Origin of the sequence: Nonomuraea sp. NPDC049400 (genome assembly GCF_044466425.1) — a bacterium.
Lineage (GTDB): Bacteria > Actinomycetota > Actinomycetes > Streptosporangiales > Streptosporangiaceae > Nonomuraea.
On record NZ_JBITMP010000137.1, the window covers coordinates 1 to 3,046 of the forward strand.

Here is a 3,046-nt window from a genome sequence, read left to right on the forward strand (position 1 = left end):
ATCGGGCCACCAAGCTCGATCACAGGCCCGGCTCAGCAGATCGCGATCGAGATGCAACCGGCCGGGATCGACCGCTTTACACCAGCTACCTAGGCATGCGCCCACGCCGATGTGCGGATGGCGATGCTGGTCGGCGGCTCCTCCACTGGCAAGACCCGTCCCTTGTGGGAGGCCGTACGCCGGCTGCCGGAGCCGTGGCGGCTGTGGCATCCGCTGCGCCCGGACCGGCCCGAAGCCGTACTGGCTGGTCTGGATGCGTTAGGTCCGCACACCGTGGTGTGGCTGAATGAAGCCCAGCACTACCTGCTCACCCACGGTAGCGGCAGCGGCGAGCAGGTCGCCGCCGCGCTGCGTGATCTGCTGGCCACCCCCGAGCGTGGTCCGGTGGTGGTGCTGGGCACGCTGTGGCCGGACTACTGGGCCATCCTCACCGCAGTCCCCGCTCCCGGCGGGCCTGATCCGCACGCACAAGCCCAGGAACTGATCAAAAAAGTCAGCATCCGTGTCCGGACGCCTTCACCGGCGCCGATTTGCAGGCCGCACATCACCACGCCGACGAGCGAAACGATCCGCGGCTGGCCGAGGCCCGGCAGCTTGCCCACGATGGGGCGTTGACCCAGTACCTGGCCGGTAGACCTGCGTTGATCGATCGCTACGACAAGGCGAGCTTCGCGGCCCGGGCAGTGCTGCACGCGGCGATGGACGCGCGCCGATTGGGCCACGGCCCCGCGTTGCCGCGACTGCTGCTGGAACAGGCCGCCGCCGGATACCTGACCGACGAGCAGTGGGACCTGCTGACCGACGGCTGGCTGGAACAGCACGGCACCAGGACCCGTCGCCTGATATGTCCTCCAGCCGGATTCTGGGACGCCGCCGTCGGCCATGCTGCCACCACCAGCGATCACATCGCTCTCGATCAAGCCGCCCACCTGCGAGGCCGCCGCCACGCCTTCGCTTTGTGGCAACATGCCGCCGACACCGGCGACATCAGGGCCCTGTGGGGGTTGGCCCGGCAGTGGCTGGCGAGTGGTGTGGATGGCCGGTGGGGGGATCTGTTGCGGTACGGGCTGGAGGCCGACGGGCGGATCGCCGGCCCATGGTGAGGTGGTTCCCTCTTCAGACCCGAGGTCGTTCGCTGACGATCATCGCCGCAACGACGGAAGACAACCTGCAGATTTTTCACAATCCCACCCGTTCAGCGTCCTTCGGTGGTCGATGCTGCCTCTGCCGAAGGCCGGATGATCGTGCAGCAGAGTCAGCGGCGACGTGCGGCGGAGTCGCGGGCTTGCTGCCAGCGGGCCACGCCGCCGGCGAACGTCAGCGCCAGGCTGCGGATGCCGGTCCCGCCCAGGACGAGCGGATCCCCGATTCTGGGACGTCCTGGAGGGTGACTTTCCGTCGCCTCCACGAGGGCCGCACACCGGGCGAGAGATGGTTGGCATCGGTTGGTGCCCGTGGCACGATCAACCCTGGCGGAGATCATGGCGGGCGGGTCCGGAGGGGAGATGAGCGAGTTATCGGCGCGGCCGCGCGGCCATCAGAGCGGGGCCTATCGTGCGGCCCGTGTTGGGCTGGTGGCGGGGCTGTCCGCCGTGGTCGTGTCGGGATTGCTGCCCTGGATCGCGCCGGCCCGGTCAGGAACGGCCGAACAAGCCGAGGGATTCGTTCCAGGTTTCGGCCAAGTCGTGGTCGGCCATCTGGGACTGTCCTATCTGGACGTTCATCGAGCAGTTCCGGTGATGCTCCTGGTGACGTTCGCGTTCGCGGGTGGCGCAATCATCGCGTCGTTGCTGGCGGTGGTCGCCCTGATCCGACCGTCAGGTGGCGTTCATGTGGTGGGCGCCGCGCTCGCTGCAGTGGACGTTGTCGCGTGCGGTGCGGCCGTCGTGCCGTCTCATCCCGATGTGGTCCTCGGTATTGGGCCTGTGGTGGCCGTCTTCGGATTCTTCGCACTCGCGATCAGCCAGGTCGTGCTGGCGAGGGAAGAACCGGGCCCTCGTGCAGATCGGCGACTGAGATCTTAGGGACCGATCGACAGCGCCCCAAACGGGGCCGAGCCCGGTCGACTGCGCAAAACCCGGCCTCGGGGACGAAGGGACCGCCAATGGCGACACCCGTCGATAGCAGCGCTGACCGGACGAACGCTGGAACCCTGTTCCCCCATCTCCAGAACGGCGTAATTCCAGGCCGCCCTTCGCGCGTGGAGTGAGGACAGCATCGTGTGAATCGGGTTCGCCCCGTGTGGCTCCATGAAGAGCCCTCTCCTGGTTCTGTCTTGGGAGCCCTCAACCTGGACGACGCGGCCTGGCGCGAATCCGTCGCCTCCAGGTCAGCCGCCCCCTGGGACAGACATCGAGCGAGTCCGGCAGCTCGTCCCTGCCGACGGGCCGGAGTTCGTCGCCGTCGATCATCCGCAGGAACATCTCGGGCACGGTCGCCCGCTCGGCCTCGGTCAGCTCGCCATAGATCTCCTCCGCGATCGCGCCCAGGTCGGGCTCGGGCCGTCCGGCCAGGGCACCCGCCTGCGTAAGGCCGCGTTCGAGCAGGTCATTGCCGCGGCGGAGCGGCGCCTCGCCGCCGTGCCCCAGCAGCACCTCCCCGACGGCCGGCCGCTGTGTGGGATCCCGGGCAAGCGCTGCGGTCACCAGCGCATCCAGGGGCTCAGGCAGGCCGCACACATCCGCCTCGAACTCCATCTCCCGCCCGGGCTCGCTCCGGCCGCGCTACGGATCACCTGTGCCGGACACGGGCGCAGCCCCCGCGGGGGCCGCCTGCATCACTGAGCGCGACCGGTCTCTCACGCGTGCGGTCACTTGACGTGTGGATAGGCGACCATGGTGTTTGTGGAGTCGTCCCAGAACAGACCGTATCCGGAGTAGTCGCCGAAGGGAGCCACGACGTAGTCGGCGGCCTGGACCTGGCCTGTGGCGAGGTCGATGGTGACCCGCGGGTCGGCCTGGTCGGCAGTCGAGGCGCCGATACCGAAGGCGACGCCGTCATCGGTCACACCGGTCAGATGGACCGGCTTGTCCTGGTCGGTCTCCTC

General features: G+C 68.5%; 5 protein-coding genes. 3 read left to right on the plus strand and 2 right to left on the minus strand.

The genetic code is table 11. The features are described from left to right. Window positions 1-117 precede the first annotated feature (117 nt). The 3 genes from ACIBVN_RS60705 to ACIBVN_RS60715 all read left to right on the plus strand — a co-directional run bounded on the left by ACIBVN_RS60705 (window position 118) and on the right by ACIBVN_RS60715 (window position 2,024). Window positions 118-615 carry a hypothetical protein gene (locus ACIBVN_RS60705; RefSeq protein ID WP_397151994.1) on the plus strand — a complete coding sequence of 166 codons (498 nt, stop codon included), beginning with the start codon at window positions 118-120 and terminating at the stop codon, window positions 613-615. Further along, window positions 612-1,103 carry a hypothetical protein gene (locus tag ACIBVN_RS60710; protein WP_397151995.1) on the plus strand — a complete coding sequence of 164 codons (492 nt, stop codon included), beginning with the start codon at window positions 612-614 and terminating at the stop codon, window positions 1,101-1,103. The genes ACIBVN_RS60705 and ACIBVN_RS60710 overlap by 4 nt, the downstream gene beginning before the upstream one ends. A gap of 402 nt (window positions 1,104-1,505) precedes the next feature. Then, a complete protein-coding gene (locus ACIBVN_RS60715) occupies window positions 1,506-2,024 on the plus strand; it encodes a hypothetical protein (protein WP_397151996.1) in 519 nt (172 codons plus the stop codon). A 261-nt stretch (window positions 2,025-2,285) separates the two neighbouring features. Here ACIBVN_RS60715 and ACIBVN_RS60720 read toward each other — a convergent pair whose 3' ends face one another. After that, window positions 2,286-2,645: a hypothetical protein gene (locus ACIBVN_RS60720; RefSeq protein ID WP_397151997.1), complete on the minus strand. Its 360-nt coding sequence runs from the start codon at window positions 2,643-2,645 to the stop codon at window positions 2,286-2,288. 164 nt (window positions 2,646-2,809) lie between these two features. Next, on the minus strand, window positions 2,810-3,046 hold a 237-nt coding region (locus ACIBVN_RS60725), incomplete at its 5' end, for a hypothetical protein (protein ID WP_397151998.1).